The organism is Flavobacterium sp. UBA4197 (assembly GCF_002379575.1).
GTDB lineage: Bacteria > Bacteroidota > Bacteroidia > Flavobacteriales > Flavobacteriaceae > Flavobacterium > Flavobacterium inviolabile.
In genome coordinates, this window is sequence record NZ_DFUB01000020.1 from 1 (window position 1) to 2,934 (window position 2,934).

General features: G+C 33.5%; 3 protein-coding genes. All 3 read right to left on the minus strand.

Annotated elements, in window-relative coordinates:
- Positions 1-230: 230 nt before the first annotated feature.
- Positions 231-893, minus strand: a complete 663-nt coding sequence (locus B3394_RS11940) for a hypothetical protein (RefSeq protein WP_286923057.1) — start codon at positions 891-893, stop codon at positions 231-233.
- Positions 894-1,404: 511 nt separating this feature from the next.
- Entirely contained in the window at positions 1,405-1,749 is a 345-nt protein-coding gene (locus B3394_RS11945; RefSeq protein WP_286923070.1) for a hypothetical protein, read from the minus strand.
- Between the two features lie 10 nt (positions 1,750-1,759).
- Positions 1,760-2,934: RHS repeat-associated core domain-containing protein (locus B3394_RS11950; RefSeq protein WP_286923105.1), on the minus strand; the 1,175-nt coding region annotated here is incomplete at its 5' end.

Here is a 2,934-nt window from a genome sequence, read left to right on the forward strand (position 1 = left end):
CATAAAGCCCATCGCCATCGGTCTTCAGTATTTTAGCTCATATTTTTAGCCAATTTGGGGCATAAAAAAAACGAGCGGTCAAACTCGTTCTTTTAGTTGTAACAATTGTGAAAACTCTGTAAGTTCTTTATCCGTAAAATTTTTAACTTCAAACGTTATTGGGAATTTTAGACGCTCCGTTTTGAGAATTTTTCTCAATTGGGATAATGTTAGTTTTATCCTCATATTGGCTAGTTAGATTTATTGTCATACTGTAATCCGTCATTTTTTAGGTTATTGCCTAATATATCCCAGTCTTCAGTCATTGTTCCTTCTTTGGTCATGTAGAAAATCCCCGCTTTGTATAGGTCATAGATGCCTACGTCAACACGGTCATAACTAAAGTAGTTCTGAACTTCTGCTAGAATTTCTTGGCGGAGTTTCTTGTTAGCTACGTCCAGAACTAAATGGTTATGGTAGCCCTTTCTGTTGGTGAATGGCTCACTGGTGAAAAACAATCGTAATGCAGTAGCGTCACCATATTTATTTTCTAGGTGTTCATATAAGCCGTGCATTTGTTTAAAACAACTTTTTTTATCTCGCTCCAATTTGTAGGCAACCGTTATAAAAAATGACCAGTCCAGTTGCCACAGTCTGAACTGTAAACTATCTTTATCTATTAAACAGCAATCAATCAAATTTTTCATGGATTGGTTTTCTTGACGTAATAGCTTGTTTTCATCGAACATAATTTCACTGTCAAAATACCTTGCGTGGTCAATAGGAAATATTCTTTTTCCATTTTTCATTTTTGTTTCTGTGAACAAGTCTTCATTTTTCTGATAGAATCTATATATTTTGCTTTTACTTCTTTTGGTCGTGATTATAAATTCTTTGATGTTTTCATATTTCATTTTGTAAATGTGTTACTACTCATGTTATTTTCAGATACAGGAATCCCATACAAGAGGGTTAATCAAGGATCATTTACAATAAATACTATGAAATTTTCCAAAGTGTAGCTTTTTGGGACTTTTTTTTGAAATATTTTTTATTTGAGCTAAAATATTTGTGTCTCAAAGTGACACAATAGATAATGTGACCGCCAAAACTTGGTCACTATTTGTTTACATCATCAAGGAAGATGGGGAGAATTAGGCTAATTGTGTACATGAGGTGGATAACTCAAAATGACTGAATCGTGGATTTCGTTATAAAAAAACCATATTGAGAGGGAGTGGGGTGCAGTTTTTTCTGGTGGGGCTGGTTTGTGACATAGCTGTGTTTACGTGTCCGACAACTCCTTTTCGCCCCCTATAAAGCACTTATATTCAATAAAAAATCCTAACTTTTTTACGGTTAGGATTTTTTGTTTAAATGATTTTTGGTAGCATGTCTTAATTTGGAACATTACAAATATGCTACCTAAATAGGATTGCCTTTACCAAAATCTTCTCTAAGAGGTTCTAAGCTTTTATAAATTGGAATCTGATTATATATAATAGAAATAATACTATTAATTAAACATTCTAATTTCGTATTTTCAAAATCTTTATACGATGACATCCCCATATCATGGATTGCCCTTAATACCCTTTTATTAATATTTTTTTGATTAATATTAATTTCGCTTCTTAATAAAATCAATATTCTGTGTGTGCTATCATAAGGTTCTTTTCCTTTTTGATACATTTTGTATTGATTAGATAGGATGTCAAGTTCTAATAAAGCATTATCTATTACTTCTATAATTTGAAAAAGTTCTTTCATTTGATTCTCTTTATGGTGTCGGTGTTATTTTGTTTCTTAATTCAGTACTAAAAAATTGTGTCCCACCACCTGCATGACCTTTATAATCACCAGCGGTACTTTGCAAAACTTTTACATCCTCAGTGAGAGTAAATTGTTTTAAAGTTCTTCCTTCATAACCTATTCCTAAATTTTGTGCTGCTTTATTTGTTATTGTTGTAAAATAATTACCAACACCGTGTTCACCTACCCATTGCTGAACTACAGTTCCTTTTTTTAATATTTTTGTTTGGACAGCTTTACCAAAGTCAATTCCTTCCATATGACTTAAAGCCTTCGTTCCATCGAAGCCTGATTTCTCATAAAAATTACGAGCTAAGGATTTTCTTAAATCAACAATATCTTCTGCAACAGCAACACCCGAACTACCTTTACCAGCAAAAGAACTTACTTTGTGTGCAATCAAAAGTTCAGCTCCAAGTTCATAATTCTCTAGTACGGATAAGCTATTAATATTATCCTTAAGGATTTGTTTTCCAGAGTTTTTATCCCAATAATTTTTATTTGTTCTTACAAATTCCTTTACCCCAAATTCAGCTTCTTGAAGCATTCCTGGCAAAGTTACATTGTTATATTTACCAGTAAAGAAATCATAAGTCCCATTAATAACACTTGAAGATGCATTATAAGCGGGTGTAACAGTAACATTAGTTAAAAAACTCATTATGTTTTCAGCAGCATTTCCTGCTCTATCCATTACTGTACCAGCATTTTCAGTAAAAACAGGTTTGTAAGCTTTTTTCTCTGCATATGGTGTCACTTCTAAACCTTCAAACTCTACACCATCAATGACTCTGTTCTCGCTAAAAGCATATGGACTATTGTATGGGAATTTATGAGCCAAAGGGTCTCTAGCAAAAAATCTTCCAACTCGTGGGTCGTGCATCCTAAAGGTGTAATTCAACGAATTTCCTTCCCCTTTAATTTCATTATCCATTTCCTGTCCCTGGAAACCATACCGATAATCAGTTTTTGAGCGATGTCTGGCATCGATAACCATACCAAACGGGTAATAATCAGAATAGGTAAGAACATCTGCATTAAACGCTTTTAAACCACTGCCTGGTGTATCGAGGGTGTTAAACTCCGGTATTTTCTTGTCGTTAATAACGACTAATACATTACCCAGGTGGTTGGTTAACTCAT